General features: G+C 40.3%; 12 protein-coding genes and 1 tRNA gene. 7 read left to right on the forward strand and 6 right to left on the reverse strand.

The annotated features are described in order from the left end of the window. Nucleotides 1-315: 315 nt before the first annotated feature. The 4 genes from eno (at nucleotide 316) to ACTXGH_RS01930 (ending at nucleotide 3985) form a co-directional block, all read left to right on the forward strand. Complete coding sequence (gene eno, locus ACTXGH_RS01915) at nucleotides 316-1632, forward strand: phosphopyruvate hydratase (RefSeq protein ID WP_439295904.1); 1317 nt, start codon at nucleotides 316-318, stop codon at nucleotides 1630-1632. A gap of 123 nt (nucleotides 1633-1755) precedes the next feature. Further along, nucleotides 1756-2064, forward strand: a complete 309-nt coding sequence (locus tag ACTXGH_RS01920; protein WP_299217052.1) for an FtsB family cell division protein — start codon at nucleotides 1756-1758, stop codon at nucleotides 2062-2064. Between the two features lie 123 nt (nucleotides 2065-2187). Continuing rightward, the gene (gene ispD, locus ACTXGH_RS01925; protein ID WP_439295903.1) at nucleotides 2188-2937 is read left to right on the forward strand and encodes a 2-C-methyl-D-erythritol 4-phosphate cytidylyltransferase; all 750 of its coding nucleotides are present in this window, start codon (nucleotides 2188-2190) and stop codon (nucleotides 2935-2937) included. A 427-nt stretch (nucleotides 2938-3364) separates the two neighbouring features. Continuing rightward, entirely contained in the window at nucleotides 3365-3985 is a 621-nt protein-coding gene (locus ACTXGH_RS01930) for a BLUF domain-containing protein (protein WP_439260424.1), read from the forward strand. A gap of 232 nt (nucleotides 3986-4217) precedes the next feature. Here the strand turns inward: ACTXGH_RS01930 and ACTXGH_RS01935 are convergent. The 3 genes from ACTXGH_RS01935 to pyrC all read right to left on the reverse strand — a co-directional run bounded on the left by ACTXGH_RS01935 (nucleotide 4218) and on the right by pyrC (nucleotide 6829). Next, nucleotides 4218-4293: transfer RNA gene (locus ACTXGH_RS01935), tRNA-Glu, on the reverse strand. Nucleotides 4294-4813: 520 nt separating this feature from the next. After that, a complete protein-coding gene (gene rnt / locus ACTXGH_RS01940) occupies nucleotides 4814-5473 on the reverse strand; it encodes a ribonuclease T (RefSeq protein ID WP_439260819.1) in 660 nt (219 codons plus the stop codon). A gap of 276 nt (nucleotides 5474-5749) precedes the next feature. Next, nucleotides 5750-6829 (reverse strand): dihydroorotase, encoded by a 1080-nt coding sequence (pyrC, locus tag ACTXGH_RS01945; protein ID WP_439260425.1) that lies wholly within the window; start codon nucleotides 6827-6829, stop codon nucleotides 5750-5752. 470 nt (nucleotides 6830-7299) lie between these two features. Between pyrC and ACTXGH_RS01950 the strand changes: the two genes are divergently transcribed. Continuing rightward, on the forward strand, nucleotides 7300-8538 hold the full coding sequence (locus tag ACTXGH_RS01950; protein ID WP_299217041.1) for an argininosuccinate synthase: 1239 nt from the start codon (nucleotides 7300-7302) through the stop codon (nucleotides 8536-8538). A gap of 136 nt (nucleotides 8539-8674) precedes the next feature. Here the strand turns inward: ACTXGH_RS01950 and ACTXGH_RS01955 are convergent, their stop codons facing one another. After that, nucleotides 8675-9928 carry an alpha/beta hydrolase family protein gene (locus ACTXGH_RS01955; RefSeq protein WP_439260427.1) on the reverse strand — a complete coding sequence of 418 codons (1254 nt, stop codon included), beginning with the start codon at nucleotides 9926-9928 and terminating at the stop codon, nucleotides 8675-8677. A gap of 136 nt (nucleotides 9929-10064) precedes the next feature. Between ACTXGH_RS01955 and ACTXGH_RS01960 the strand changes: the two genes are divergently transcribed. Continuing rightward, entirely contained in the window at nucleotides 10065-10580 is a 516-nt protein-coding gene (locus ACTXGH_RS01960; RefSeq protein WP_439260428.1) for a L,D-transpeptidase family protein, read from the forward strand. 121 nt (nucleotides 10581-10701) lie between these two features. Here ACTXGH_RS01960 and ACTXGH_RS01965 read toward each other — a convergent pair whose 3' ends face one another. Continuing rightward, complete coding sequence (locus tag ACTXGH_RS01965; protein WP_439295902.1) at nucleotides 10702-12300, reverse strand: CYTH and CHAD domain-containing protein; 1599 nt, start codon at nucleotides 12298-12300, stop codon at nucleotides 10702-10704. 197 nt (nucleotides 12301-12497) lie between these two features. Further along, on the reverse strand, nucleotides 12498-14084 hold the full coding sequence (locus ACTXGH_RS01970; protein WP_299217030.1) for an isocitrate lyase: 1587 nt from the start codon (nucleotides 14082-14084) through the stop codon (nucleotides 12498-12500). A gap of 681 nt (nucleotides 14085-14765) precedes the next feature. On the opposite strand from ACTXGH_RS01970, the gene ACTXGH_RS01975 reads away from it, so the two are divergent. After that, nucleotides 14766-15755: a LysR family transcriptional regulator gene (locus ACTXGH_RS01975; protein WP_439260430.1), complete on the forward strand. Its 990-nt coding sequence runs from the start codon at nucleotides 14766-14768 to the stop codon at nucleotides 15753-15755. Nucleotides 15756-16066 lie beyond the last annotated feature (311 nt).

Here is a 16066-nt window from a genome sequence, read left to right on the forward strand (position 1 = left end):
AATATATTTTTTTAATAATATATGCACTTAAACGAGACAATGATGCCAAGCGTTATATAAATGTTTGGTTTTATGGACGCCAGTTGGTGTAAGATAAGGGAAGTTTAACTAAATATATGCTATGATGCCAAGCACTATAGCCGAGTATTATTGTAACGAATAGACCTTCAATGACTTTCAAAAACAGCTGGTTGTATGATGGTTTATCATTGTTGCAAATGCATGAGCTATCAGATATTTTTCTTTATTTTTTGTATTCTAGTTGCCGTTTTTTATCCCACAAACTTGGCATGACCAAAGGAATTAACAGACATTATGTACGCTGAAGAAATTACCAACGTCACCGCAATTAAAGACATTCGCGCTCGTGAGATTTTAGACTCGCGCGGTAACCCAACGATTGAAGCCGATGTTATCTTGGCTGATGGCACTGTTGGCCGTGCTGCTGCTCCAAGTGGCGCATCAACTGGCTCACGTGAGGCGCTTGAGCTACGTGATGGCGACAAAGATCGCTACATGGGTAAAGGCGTCAAAAAAGCCGTTGCCAATGTCAACAGTCAAATTCGTAGTGCATTAATGGACAAAGATGTCACTGAGCAGCAAAGCATCGATGATGCGATGATTGCGCTAGATGGGACAGAAAACAAAGACAATCTAGGCGCTAATGCCATGTTGGCCGTCTCTCTAGCAACTGCTAAAGCTGCTGCTAAATCACAAAATTTGCCATTGCATCAATACATCGCTGACTTGCGGAATCAGACTTCTTTAACGATGCCTGTACCGATGATGAACATCTTAAACGGTGGTGAGCACGCGGATAACACAGTTGATATCCAAGAGTTTATGATTGAGCCAGTTGGTTTTACAAGCTTCTCAGAAGCATTGCGCGCTGGCACTGAGATTTTCCATAGCTTAAAATCTGTCCTAAAATCACAAGGTCTAAATACAGCGGTCGGTGACGAAGGCGGCTTTGCACCGAATTTACGTAGCAACGAAGAAGCCATCACTGTCATCATGCAAGCGATCGAGCAAGTTGGTTATAAGGCTGGTGACGACATTCATTTAGCTTTGGATTGCGCCGCTACTGAGTTTTATAAAAATGGTCAATACGTCTTAGCAGGCGAGGGCAATAAAGCCTTTGATAGCCAAGGTTTTTCAGATTATCTAGTAGGGTTGGCGCGCCAGTATCCGATTATCTCTATCGAAGACGGTCTTGATGAGTCTGATTGGGATGGCTGGAAATATTTGACTGAGCAAATCGGTGATAAGGTTCAGTTGGTCGGAGATGACTTGTTTGTGACCAATCCTGCCATCTTGCAAGAAGGTATTGATAAAAATATCGCCAATGCAATTTTGATTAAATTTAATCAAATCGGTACGTTATCAGAAACTCTAGATGCAATTTATCTGGCGAAGAAAAACGGTTACGCAACGATTATCTCGCATCGTTCAGGTGAAACTGAAGACAGCACCATTGCAGATTTGGCAGTAGGTACAGCGGCAGGACAAATCAAAACAGGCTCATTGTGTCGTTCAGATCGCGTAGCAAAATACAACCAGCTATTACGTATCGAGCAACAAGTACGCGCAAGCTATCGTGGCCGTGAAGAGTTCATCGGTCTACGTGGTTAATGTTTAAGCTATAAAGCTATATTAAGTGTTAGTGCTAGACGGTATATAGAAATTTATATATTGTCTAGTCAGCTTAGTTAGTCTTTCTTTTATCCTCTTTAGATTATTTGGCGTTATTGTTTTATGAAATACTTCAGCCAATTTATATTACTCGCTTTAGCTGTGGCAGTGCTGTTAGGGTTGCAATATCAGTATTGGTTGGGTGAAAATGGTCGATTTGAACATAATAAACTGCTTACTCAAATTGAAGATCAGCAGCGCCTAAACGACAATCAAGTGGCGGCAAATAACTTGTTACGCACTGATGTACATGACCTAAAAAATGGTCTTGAAGCAGTTGAAGAGCATGCTCGTTTAGACCTAGGCTTAATTAAGCCAAACGAGACCTTTGTACAAGTATCAACTGCACCCAACACTCATAGTCGTCAGTAGCTTTTTTGATATTTCATCAAATCCTTCTTATATAACGACGATTCTCTTTATTTCTTTAGTAACTTTCAAGCTTTGTCTTTTTTAAGCAACGTTGTGATGGGCTTAAATCATGAGTAGCACGTTATGAATACCAAACCTAGTGTACACGCGATGATTGTCGCTGCAGGTCGCGGTAGCCGTTTCGGTGCATCTGTCGCTAAACAATACACAAAATTGCAAGGGCAGACGCTACTACAAAACAGCGTTGCAAGGCTTGCTAGTAGTACCTATATTGATAAGTGCTTATTGGTTATATCAGCAGATGACAGCACGGCACAGACTTTAGATTTTGCGCTTCCTATCGATTATGCTATAGGCGGCAACGAGCGTTGGCAGTCAGTACAAGCAGGCGTAGAGGCTATTGCTAACGCGGGTGCTAAGGACTCAGATCTGGTTCTTATTCACGACGCTGCGCGTCCTGCTGTACCACGTTCTGATATTGATAAAGTTATTGAAGCGGCAATGCTGGAGCCTTATGGCGCGATTCTAGCCACTCCTGTGGCTGATACGCTTAAAGTGTCTACTGACTCTAACGATCAATATGAACCCACAGATAGACCTGTAAGTACAAACAATCAGCACTCTTACATCAAACGTACGATTGATCGTAGTCATATGTGGCAAGCGCAAACGCCGCAAGTATTTCGCATAGGTCAATTGCAGCAAGTATTGGCTTATGTGTCTGAACATCAGCTGGTGATTACAGATGAAGCCAGTGCTTTTGAGCATCTAAACCTTCCTATTCGATTGGTTGATGGCAGTCGTCAAAACATCAAACTTACTTATCCTGACGATATTATATTGCTAGCCGCTATCCTAACTGCTCAAAACTAATACCCTCCTTCTTTTTACATCACTATGACTATCAGTAGCAATCTTAGTACGCTACTGACTTTTCTAATAATACTCATTTTCGTCGTTATAAATATTTATCGGCATAGAGCAGTAACAAAGAGAATGAAGTAGAACGTTTTTATTCTACCTCTTTTTTGATCTTAAATGACTTTAGCCCTCTATATATCTGCATTCGCGAATATAAAGCAAAATACAGAACATTGTCTGGTTACAATTCTTTGTTGCCATGTTACATATTAAGTTGCTTAGTTGACCAAACTGCCTTATTATGTAACCAAGTTCATACAATAAATAATAAAACTTATAATATCAATACTATGACAATGTATGAAGTCTTGTTTTTTATCATATTTTTTTATTTTAAAAATAATAGGCGTTCATTCGCTTGACTTTAAGGGGCAATTGATTGTCAGACGTTACTACTATGAATACATCAGAAGAATTAGAACTCTATCAGTTTGTATATGTTAGCCGAATTACTTCTACTGGATTATCAGGCGCGAGTACCCTAAATGATATCGCTGAATTTTCTATAAAGAATAATAAGAGCGATAACATTACTGGCGTACTCTGCTATGGCAACGGTTATTTTTTTCAGTGTGTGGAAGGGACGGAGCAAGTATTAACCAACTTGAAAAACCGTCTTTTGTTAGATGATAGACATAAAGATATACAGACTCTAGACTTTTCGGCGATTAGTGAGCGCGGATTTACTGGCTGGTCGTTACGCTCCATCATCCTTGAACGTTGGATGGTTAACGATCCTAAAGCGAAGGCACTTATGCCTTTTAAGCCCTACAATTGGGCCCCTAATGAATGGAAGCAATTCTTGAAAATTTTAAAAGGTTATTATAAAGAGCAAGAGGGAACAGGCGACATCGATGCTCAACCGATTAAGTACAATGCACTAGGTCTGACATTAGGGAAAGTAGTGGGGCAGCATCAAGCCTTTTTCCTAATCCAAACTGTATTGGGTGCACTTATTATATTGGCATTGTTATGGTTTATGCTCTCTGATAAATTCTAATAATAGATAAATCTTCAATGCTTTACAAAGAGCCAGCGTCCTGCTGGCTTTTTATGTTTTATGTTTTATGTTTTATGTTTTATGTTTTATGTTTTATGTTTTATGTTTTATGTTTTATGTCTAAAATAATAAAGCTATTAGGGTAAAAATAGACATAAAAAAAGCCCATAAAATCTATTAGATTTTATGGGCTTAAAAAACGCTAAATTAACTGCTATAGCGTTTTAATATGTGGCGTCCCCAGGGGGATTCGAACCCCCGTTACCGCCGTGAAAGGGCGGTGTCCTAGGCCTCTAGACGATGGGGACTAGGTACTACGCTTCAGCTGCTTTCACCGTTTATGCTGAAGTGGTGCACATTTTAATGGCGTCGACGCTTTGTGTCAAGCCTTTTTCTTCGTCTTTTTAAAATTAAATATCTTTTTTTGATAGCGCGGCGGGGATGCAAGTCTTTACTTTTTAAATGATGGCGAATCCACAGTGATGTGCAAGCACTAATAGTCACAGCCAATAACATATAACCAAGAATGGTAGCCCATAATTTGAATTGTGGATCCATTATAAAGTCCCTCCGTTGTTCCTATATAAGGTATCACATACGCGGTATAGAATATGAGCAACTTAGATCATCTATAGAAAATTTCTATATTGATATGGATAAGAATAAAAAAGAGAAGTGAACCTATCAATTGTGTTTATGCCGTGAAATATATGAACCTTAATAGACAGTTACCTTTGTTATGGATTATAAAATCAAGATGGTAAAGTCATCTAAATATTGAAATCAACTCACTGGCTCATAAAGGTAACAATATTCGTCCGTTACTGTTTATTCGTCATCGTTGTCATTCAACTCTACCTCTGTTTGCTCAGTATGTAAAGCATTTGGCAACATAGGGTAGTGGTTTAGAATATGGCAAAATAACTCAGCAGTCTTTTGGGTATCATAGAGCGCTGAGTGAGCATGATTGCCATCAAACTCAAGTCCTGCGGCTTTACAAGCCCGTGCAAGTACCGTCTGACCAAAAGCCAGCGCTGATAAAGTGACTGTGTCAAATACTGAAAACTGGTGAAATGGATTATGGTTTTTGTTATTAGTACGCATGACTGCGGCATTTAAGAATGCTAAGTCAAAATGAGCATTGTGACCAACTAGCACACATTGACGACAGTCTTCAGCACGGCGCACTTCTTTTAAACCTTTAAATATACGACGCAGGGCAGTTTTTTCATCTTCTGCAATCGCTTTACGCATAGGATTGTTAGGATCAATACCGGTAAAGGCCAATGAGCGTGGCTCCAAATTGGCTCCTTCAAAAGGTTCAATATGAGCATTAAGCGCTTCTCCTGGATAGAATACTTCCTGCTCGTTTAACAGAATTGGAATACAGGCAATCTCAAGCAGCGCATCGGTTTGTGCATTAAATCCAGCCGTCTCGACATCTACAATGACGGGTATAAACTTACGAAAGCGCTCTTTCATAGTCATGGGAGCCAAGTCTTGCTCGGTCTCCTCATGGGTTTGGTTGGCATTAGAGTCAGTAGGTAAGTCTATACCTTTATGATTACATGAAGGCTTATTAGTTTGAATGTGTAATGAATCATCATTAGACAAGGTAGCGTCGTTTTGAATGGTCATATTAAGTTAAGTCACTTTTATCGATGATATAAATACATTGACATGCTCAAAGTGTCCAATACTACTAACGTAATAGTAATGGAACACTCACAGCATCTCAGTCGCATTAAGAGTTTTAAGTACGGTTTAAGCTTTGATAGACCATGGTAGCGTCTCACCAGCCATGAGTGGGGTAAGCGTTTGTCCATCAAAATAAGGGTAACCTGCCGGCACTTGCATAGGGTTGTTGGTTAGAGTAACAGTGTTTTCGTTGACTGGCAGGCCATAAAATTGAGCACCAAAACGACTGGCAAAGCCTTCTAGTTTGTCAATTTTGCCAATACTATCAAATGCGGTTGCGTATAAAGGTAGGGCTATTGATGAGCTATAACAACCAGCACAGCCGCAAGCAGCCTCTTTTTTATCCTTAGCATGTGGCGCTGAGTCCGTTCCTAAAAAGAACTTTGGACTGCCACTAGTAGCCACATTGAGCAGTACTTCTTGATGCTGTTTACGTTTTAGAATAGGCAAACAATAAAAGTGCGGTTTAATACCGCCAAGTAGGAGATGGTTACGGTTGAACATCAAATGCTGCGGGGTAATCGTAGCTGCTACTTGATTGCCTTGAGCCAAGACAAAGTCAGCGGCGTCACTAGTGGTAATATGCTCCATCACAATCCTAAGGGTAGGAAATTTGGCAATAATTTGTCCAAGCACTTCCTCTAAAAATCTTTTTTCACGGTCAAAAATATCGACATGATCGTGCGTCACTTCGCCATGTAATAGCAGTGGTAAATTGTGCTTTTCCATGGCTTCAAACACATTAACGCAAGCATTGATGTCAGTTACCCCATCAGCAGAGTTGGTTGTGGCCCCTGCAGGATAAAGCTTGACTGCTTGTACGATACCAGACTGAGCAGCTAATTCGATATCTTTTGGAGTGGTTTGATTGGTTAGATATAAAGTCATTCGCGGATCAAAGGCAGCTTTGCGTCCCGCCTCTAAGTCACTGGCTTGCAGGTGTTGTAATATGCGCTCACGATAAGCGCGGGCATCATCTACGTTTTTGACTGGGGGTACCAAGTTTGGCATACAAATAACGCGATTAAAACTTGCAGCTGCGTGTTTTACAGTAGTCGCTAGCGCGTCATCATCACGCAAATGAATATGCCAATCGTCTGGCTGCAGAATGGTTAGCTCTTTAATGGAATCAGTAATTTGAGTCATAGTGTTCTATGTCTTGAGGTAGTGAAAAAAGGGGAGTGTAAAATATACTAAGGTATAAACATACTAAGGTATAAACGTTGTGACCTGGCCACTTTGATTTGAGCAAAAGCTTGTGTGCAATTATTTTAGCTATAAAAACGTGTGATCAAATGGCCTGCTTTACACAACGCTGTGTGTTCATCACCCTGTTTATTTATAATGCTGTATGAACCTTAACCATCATAGCAGATTTGACCGCTGGACTAAATATATGCCCGAATATAACCGCGTAATCTGCTATTAATAGTGATGCTTTTTAAACATGATAGCGTTACTAGCAGATATGACAGATATATCTGATAAATCATCGCTTACAAAGTCGTTGTCCTTTTGCCAATTGTGAATATGATGTACACTGATTAAGCAATTTAAACTTCGATTCATTGTCAGTGTTTTTTCTGATAACTACATTCTTATATTAGGAGTTGTTCATGGCTCAGCTTGACCCAAAAAATATTAATAAAATCGTATTAGCCTATTCAGGTGGCCTTGATACCTCAATTATCGCTAAATGGCTGCAAGAAACTTATGATGCTGAAGTGATTACTTTCACAGCTGACATCGGTCAAGGTGAGGAAGTTGAGCCAGCACGCGCTAAAGCTGAAGCGATGGGTATCAAAAACATCTATATCGAAGACTTACGTGAAGAGTTTGCTCGCGATTATGTGTTCCCAATGTTCCGTGCCAATGCTATTTATGAAGGCGAGTACCTACTCGGCACCTCTATTGCACGACCATTGATTGCCAAACGTTTGGTTGAAATTGCCAAAGAACACAATGCTGATGCAATTAGCCATGGCGCGACTGGTAAAGGTAATGACCAAGTACGTTTTGAGCTGGGTGCGGTTGCCTTGTCTCCAGATGTTGTGACGATTGCACCATGGCGTGAATGGGATTTATCTAGCCGTGAGAGCTTGATGCAGTACGCCGAAGAGCACGACATTGCCATTGATTATGCCAATCAAAAGACAAAGTCACCATACTCGATGGATGCCAACCTTTTGCACATCTCTTATGAAGGCGGTGTGTTAGAGGAGCCGTATACAGAAGCCGAAGATGATATGTGGCGCTGGTCAGTGAGCCCAGAAGAAGCGCCTGACGCGCCGCAGTATTTAGAACTTGAGTATGAAAAAGGGGATATCGTTGCTATCGATGGTGAAGCCCTTAAGCCTTACGAAGTCATGATTAAGCTCAATGAGATTGGCGGTAAACATGGTATCGGCCGTTTGGATATTGTAGAAAACCGTTACGTTGGTATGAAGTCACGCGGTTGTTACGAGACGCCAGCTGGCACGATCATGTTAAAAGCGCATCGCGGTATTGAATCACTAACGCTAGATCGTGAAGCTGCCCATCTAAAAGACGAGCTGATGCCGCGCTACGCAAAAATCATCTATAACGGTTATTGGTTCAGCCCTGAGCGTATGATGCTACAAGCGCTAATCGACAAATCACAAGAGTACGTCAATGGTACGGTACGTGTGAAGCTGTATAAAGGCAGTGTCAGCGTCGTTGGTCGTAAGTCTGATGATTCGTTATTTGACGAAAAAATTGCAACTTTTGAAGATGATGCTGGTGCTTACGATCAAAAAGATGCAGAAGGCTTTATCCGTCTAAATGGGTTGCGCTTGGCTATCGAAGCCAGTCGTGGCCGCGACTTATCAAAATAATCAAAAGAAACTATCTTTAATAGTTAAATAACCCTCTAAAGCGTAAAAAACAGAGACCTATATTCGTAGTGTCTCTGTTTTTTATTATAAATGTGTTCTAGCACAGCATTTAAAACTATGTAATCCTAGTTGCTATTTACTCAGCTGTAGCGGTTTCTTTAGCCTCATTTTCGTCATCGTTTACCATGACAATAGCGACATCCTGCTGCTGACGCTCTTTGACAGAATCTTGAGCCAATACCTCTTCTGTTGCAGAGACGACACCAGCAGACTTTTGCATCTGATATTTCAAAGTAGCAAGAGCACTAAGACTTCCGATGACAAGAATAACAATTAAAATGACAGGATTTTTCCAAATAGGAGCCGGGGCGTCATACTCAATCGGTTTTTCGCTAATGGTCGCTGGAGTATTATCGCTATTGCCGTTCATAACCCCTAAGCTAACCAACGGAGGTTTTGGTGGATTTTCGGGTTCAGAAGTAATACGCAGACGATTACGCTGCAAGTAAATCTCTGAAATTTTAGCCAACTGTAGTAACCAGCGCTGGTGTGGTAACGTAACAGCGGACATCTCTGCGAACATAAGTAAATCATTATGGCCGCCTTGCTGTATGTTTTCAGATGAACGACCAATTGCCTTTAAATAATTACCGGTTGCAAGCTGCATGTCTTGTGCAGATTCATTATTGTTCGGGGTAAATGCCATCAGCTCATACCAAAAGGGATCAAAGGCTGGTGGCATAGTTGATAACTGCTCGTTATTTAAACGTTTTAACTCTGTGTTTTCTAGCTCGGTCTCTGTATTTTCTATATTAGGTGCTTTACTAGTAGTGGGTTCTACATTCGTAGGGATAATGTCTGACACAGTAGTGGTAAATCGCTCCGCTGATAAAAACTGAGGCTGTAAGGCGAACCACTTGTCTATCTCATCATAATCAAGTTGACTATAGTCTGCTAGTATCGCAAGTTCGCGTAGAGCAATAATGCACAAGCACTTAAGTAATGTTTGTACCTGCACAGTAGTAGCATCAATTTGACTGGCAATGTGATCGCTAGCTTTAATAATATCAGTGCTGTCTTTAAATACAGTATCAGCAGTATCATGACGATAGTATAATGTCGCATCGATAGTCGCAAAATTCATAGAGTTATATCGACGCAGCTCTTTTATAGCACTGCGATTGAATAGTTTTTTGCTAACCGACTGTCCTTGATAACGCTGCTGATACGTAAGTAAAGCACATACTATTGCTTGTAAGCCAGAACCAACGGCAAGACGCGTCTGCGGTAATGATAGCTGAGACACATCAGCTAATAATGATATCATCGGCTGGATATCTTGATATAAAAAGTCATACATCGACACACGTGTCGGTGAAATAGTCGTCATAATCTGCTAGCATCAAAGAATGTGCCTCTATATTACGGTGCCAAATGTCTTGATACAATCCCTTAATAATAGAAATTTTGACCAATTTTAATCATAACGCTATTGGTCATGTCATGAATAACAATCGGATGCTTTTATGAACAATCACGCAAGTCTTGATAAACAGCTAATTATTAACATTGCTCAGCAGACTTTGACTCTATACAAGCAGCACGAAGTTGCAGTTCAATATACGGTATCAACGGCAAAAAACGGCATTGGCAGTCAGCAAGATAGTGGCTGTACACCACTTGGCGAGCACATCGTTGCAGAAAAGATAGGAGGTAGTGAGCCTATGAATGCTGTGTTTGTTGGACGTGTGCCAACAGGCGAGGTATACAACGCAGCTCTTGGTATATCAAATCCTAATCGCGACTGGATATTGAGCCGTATATTATGGTTAAGTGGTCTAGAAGAAGGGGTAAATAAAGGCCATAATAACCAGGGTGGCTGTGATACTTATCAGCGTTACATCTATATTCATGGTACACCAGATACTGAACCTATGAGTATCCCCCTCTCACACGGCTGCGTACGTATGCGTAACAAGGATATCGTTGAGCTATTTGATCAAGTTGAAGAGGGAGATGCCGTTACTATAGTTGCAAGCTAATGAATGATTTTGTAGACAATAGATAACGTTATATTTATTCATTTAAAGCTTAAAAAGACAGCACCTACCAATAGGGCTGTCTTTTTTACTCTATATCTTTGTTATACCGTTATTAGCACGTTTACCAAAAGGTGGGGCTATCTTGAACGTTAGCCAAGCGTTTTTTAGCGCGTTTAACGTCTTTTTTTAGCGTGGCAGCAAACCATCCTGCACCATATAGCGCATTAATATCTGTTGCAGATTTTAACTGATAACGCTGTTGATATAGTGCATGTTTACGATATTTCTCCATTGCTTTTTGTGCTTTTAATACATGTTTTAGCCAGCGTTTGGTTTTCTTTTTAGCTTTTTTCTTATTCAATAAGCGTGAGGCAAATTCACTGGCATAACGCAAGTTTACTAACTGACAATATAAGTCGTCTTGGACCTGATTATGATTTCTGCTTTTTAGATTAACGCTTTTTGAGTCTTCACTATAAGGCCCATTGTCGTTGGCTGCATTTTTATCCTGTAATCTTCGCTCAGTTTCAATAAATTTTGTATACTGCTTCGATAGAGTCTTCGCCAATTTGTCGACAGCAGGCTTATCTGCTTTTGGTTCGAGACTTGGATCACTCATTATAAAAGCAATCAGCTCTAATAACGTAAGTTGAAAGTCATTGGCGCTTACGACATCAAGTGGCTGAATTTTGAGTGTATCGATATCTGCTGTCCAATCAACGCTAGGTGCGCCGCAACTTTGTAGCTTGGGCTCGATGTGAGCGGCTAGGTAAGTAAGCTCTTGGTAGTCACTAAGTAAGGCTGCGGTTTGTGTTAATATTGGTAGCCAATCAGGATTGATCTCATCAGAATAATCAGCAAACACTGTCAAGGCAGCTTGCAAGCGAGTGAGTCCGATAGTCAATTGCAAGACATGTGTATTATCAATGCTACCCGCTACGATAGCACTGCTATTTGGTAATATATGTAATAGACAGTTGTGCACGGCTGCGCGCACAAATGCAGGCATGCTACTGTCTTTATTGACGGCTAGCTGGCTTAGGTCAGCACTAACCGCTGCACTGTGGTTTTGTCCTCTTATCAGTAATCCACCGCGCTCAGCTTTGGTGACAGTAGACAAGCAAAGCTTATAACGTTTGCACCATGTCTTGGCTGTCGCAAACAAAAAATCTACATCTCCTGTTACCAGTTCAAACTCGATTTCTTGAATAGAGTCTCGCTGAGTATCATCAAGACCATGGATGACCTCGCCATGATCGTATGCCATCTCAATGCTACTACCATCTTCATCGTTATTGCCTTGTATTAATAAGCGCGTGATGCGCTCTACATCGGTCACATATAGTCGTGTAAGTTTTTTAGCCAACTTTTTGAGTTTAAAAGCAGCAAGAGCAGGGGCTACCGAGGTATCTTTGTAAATTGTTAAATCAGGCACTAGTGTGTCGCTATCTAGCATTGCCTGTACTTGCTCATTATCTAATACAGCATTATGCTCTAGGCGCGCAGCAATACCATCACCACCAGCTTTGATGGTCTGCACCCAAGTATCGCCTTCTTTACGGATGCGTAAACCAATGCCAGCCTGCGCAAGCTTTTGATCAGACGTATCGTAATAATGCGCCGCCAGTTGCATATGCTTTGAGGATTTAACTTGCGCTTGACGCATTAGACCTTTTAGTCGCGACTCTGGTACCAAAAACTTTAGCTCAATCTCTTGCATAATGGCTCCCGATTATTTTAATACTATATAAGTTATTATCTAGGTGACTACCATCGTATGAAAGCTATCGCTGAATAACAAGTAAAAATTTATTTTTGCTTGGTTTAACAGAGGGCAATAAAAAGCCGCCCTACATAATGCAGAGCGGCTTTTTTTATAACTGGTATTTATAAAATACCATTATAGGTAGTGGGTTACTAGAACTGGTTCATGGTGTTTTTACCGCCACCAGCTTTAAGCGCGTTGTCACCAGAGAATATCTCTTTGTGGTCATCACCAAGGTCAGAACCTGCCATTGCCTGGTGCTTAACACAAGAGATGCCTTCACGGATTTCTTTACGCTGGACGCCAGCAGCATAGGCAAGCATACCTTCTTCACCAAAGTAGCCTTTAGCAAGCTCATGTACACTTAATGCTGTAGTGTGATAAGTTGGTAGGGTGATTAAGTGATGGAATACACCTGCTTCGCGTGAAGCATCTTTTTGGAAGTTTTTAGCTGCTTCATCAGCTGCTGTATCAAGCTCAGTACCATCATAATCAGCGCTCATCAAGTCATCTTTATTGTACTTAGAGATGTCTTTACCTTCATCTTCCCACTGAGCGATGATTTGCTTACGGAAGTTTAGCGTCCAGTTGAACGATGGGCTGTTGTTATAAACAAGCTTCGCTTTTGGCTGCTGCTCTTTAATGCGATCGACCATCATTTTGATGTGTTCAACGTTTGGCGTTGGGGTTTCAATCCATAATAAATCCGCACCGTTCTCTAGCGCCGTCACACAGTCAAGTACCACGCGATCGATATTGGTGTCTTCACGGAAGCTATATAGGCCGTTTGGCATACGTACTGGACGTACTAATTTGCCGTCATGCTTGAGTAAGCTGTCGTTTTCGTTGGCTTCTTCAATGCTCACTTCTTCCATTTCTAGGAAGTCGATATATTTAGAAGCAAGATCGCCTGGCTCGTTTGATACTGGGATTTTTTGCGTGAGAGACGCACCTTCAGAGTCAGTACGAGCAACGATAACACCATCTTCTACACCAAGCTCTAAGAATGCATAGCGAATAGCATTTAACTTTGCGATATAGTCTTCATGAGGGACAGTTACTTTACCAGCTTGGTGACCACACTGTTTTGCATCAGATACTTGGTTTTCGATTTGTAGCGCACAAGCACCCGCTTCGATTAGCTGTTTGGCCAATAAGTAAGTCGCTTCTTCGTTACCAAAACCTGCATCGATATCAGCAATAATTGGCACAACATGTGAATCAAAGTTTTCGATTTTTTCTAAGATAGCTTTAGTGTCTTGACCCGCTTCTTCAGCTGCATTTAACTCACGGAAGTAGTCGTTCAATACTTTAGCATCAGCTTGACGTAAGAAGGTATAGATTTCTTCGATTAGCTTACCAACTGAGGTTTTTTCATGCATAGATTGGTCAGGTAGAGGACCAAACTCAGAACGAAGAGCAGCAACCATCCAACCAGATAGGTAAATATAGGTTTTAGAAGTCGTGCCAAAGTATTTTTTCTTAGCGTACATGGTTTGTTGAGCAATAAAACCATGCCAAGCACCTAAAGACTGGGTGTACTGAGAGGTATCATTATCATATTCTTCCATGTCTTGACGCATGATTTTTGCAGTATATTTAGCGATATCTAAACCTGTTTTAAAACGGTTTTGTAACATCATACGCGCCGCATCGGTTTCACTGATATTTTGCCAGTTACCGTGTTTTTGTTTTAGTTCACGTACTACATCGATCGCTGATTTATAAGCAGTTGACATCTATAATCTCCTTGGTGGGGTGTAAAACAGTAAGTTAGAAGTATTGGAATAATTTTGGTATGTATAGAAAAATGCTGGCAGAAGTAAAAATTAAAATATAAACCTTTTGCGTTAGCAAGCTCTACTAAACTATAAGAAAATTATCATAAAAGCAAATAAAACCTGTCGATTTGGTCAGCTTTTATTGTTTATTTTTTATTTCAGGCTAAATGGGTTCTTTTATAAGGCTTATTCGATGGACAAAGTGCTTGTTATCTTGAAAGATACAGATACCTAATCCAAGCTTAAGAACAAACAATAGCAAAAAATAAGTAGGGGTAATAAATGTTATGTCCGTATTTCCGCATGAAAATGCGATAAAATACACGTTGTAACTAATCTATTAAGTTCACAGTGATAGCCTGATAAATAACAAAAACTAATTAAGCACTTGCTAAACACTATAGCTAGGTTATCTTGATTTATCTAGTTTATGATTATTATCTTGGGTATTTTTTATGATGATAGTATTTATAAAACAACGATTTATGATAGATGAATTAAGTTATAATGCGTATATAATAAGAAAGCCACTCCAAAATTATCCTTATTTCATTTTAATATAGATGGCTTGTACTCAATAACAGGACAAAAAGTGCCGCGTTTATAGTGGTATTTATTCTAAGGTAAAGAGACACATATATGAATTTGCAGCGGGTAGACTTGAATTTACTGGTACATTTAGACGTGTTGCTACGAGAAAAAAACGTTACTCGTGCAGCTGAGCAGCTTGGCATTACTCAACCTGCGATGAGTAATATACTGCGTCGTTTACGCAAACTGTTTAATGATCCATTGTTAGTACGTTCATCTGAAGGCATGACGCCGACTGAGAGAGCTTTAGAGTTACAACCGCGTATTCGCGAAATACTTGCTGATTTGACTCAAGTGCTAGAACCCCGTACAGAATTTCGTCCGTATAGCACATCACGTGTCTTTCGTATTATGACCTCAGATTATGCCGAAGCGACATTAGTACCAAAATTGGTCAAAGCCTTACGCTCTGAAGCACCCAATGTCATTTTGGACTTCTTAACGCCATCAGATGTGTCTTATCGTGATATGGAGCAGGGCCGAGTCGATTTGGCGATTAACCGCTTTAATGAGATACCACAAAGCTTTCATCAAGTATTGGTTTGGCGTGATACTTTTAGCTGTTTGCTAGCATCAGAAAGCCCTTATGCCAATCGTTTTAATCTCAAAAACTATCTAAAAGCGCAACATGTATGGGTGTCTAAAACTGGTATGGGCGTGGGGTTCGGTGTCAATCCAGAAAAATCTGGGGGACTTGGCTCTATTGACCAAGCATTGCAACGTTTGGGACAAAAAAGACAGATCAGCGTCTTTACTCGTCATTATCAGATGCCAGCGATGCTTGCAGCAAATAAAGATTTGATTGCCACATTGCCGACACGAGTTGCACGCATGCAGGCTAACAACGACAGCATCATGATGAAAGAGCCACCATTTTTTATTCCTGAGTTTGAGCTAACAATGGCGTGGTCACCGTTACTACAGCATCATCCAGCTCATCGCTGGTTACGGCAACTAATTATGCATGTCGCACGGCAAGTGGTTGCTGATGAAGAGAATCAGGAGCAAGAAATACCTACTATTAATCATCTGTTCTAAAAAAATGACGAATAAGCATCTCTTATTCATATATTTATTAGAAAAGAGACAGTATAGAACCAGCTACCGTGCTGGTTTTTTATTTGCTTAAACCTGGCATTGGTTAAGTATTTCTTAATAAGACAGTCACACTCTTAACATATTTAGCACATTTCTTTATATCTTGTAAAACTGTAAGCCAAATAGTTTTGTTATGATACTTCCAACTTAAAAAAGTTAAACGTTAAGCAAGAAGATATTTAAAATGAACGTCTAACGAATATTTTCAAAATAATAACTAATTAAGCCTAGATGATCAGGCTAAGAAATAT

Source organism: Psychrobacter sp. 1Y10 (assembly GCF_052259005.1).
GTDB classification, from domain to species: Bacteria; Pseudomonadota; Gammaproteobacteria; order Pseudomonadales; family Moraxellaceae; genus Psychrobacter; species Psychrobacter saeujeotis.